The sequence below is a fragment of the Geobacillus sp. LYN3 genome, from assembly GCF_003064505.1.
In the GTDB taxonomy this organism is placed as follows: Bacteria; Bacillota; Bacilli; order Bacillales; family Anoxybacillaceae; genus Parageobacillus_B; species Parageobacillus_B toebii.
Genome location: NZ_QCWL01000084.1, coordinates 1 through 353 on the forward strand (window position 1 = coordinate 1; position 353 = coordinate 353).

Below are 353 nucleotides of genomic sequence, written 5' to 3' on the forward strand. Positions count from 1 at the left end.
CTGTCTGAACTCAAGGGATGGTAAAAAAAGGTATACATATCGGTCTGTCATGGCAAGGGATGAGAGTCCGAAGGCGCTTACGGATGGGATTCAAAAAAATGGTTCGCTAACCTATGACTTACATCTGTTTTCAGCGAATCAAAAAAGTTCCCACAAAGTCTTGACTGACTCGCGTTTGATCGGTGACTTGATTAATCTTCTTGTTTGAGATAGAATGCATATATAGTCCTCCTTGGTATCCAAATTAGGGGTCAATTCATCCGATTGACACCCCCGAATCATACTGAACATATCCCTGTCAAGTAGACAGTGTGAAAAATACCCACCTTCTTCAGCTGCTTGTTAGGATAGTG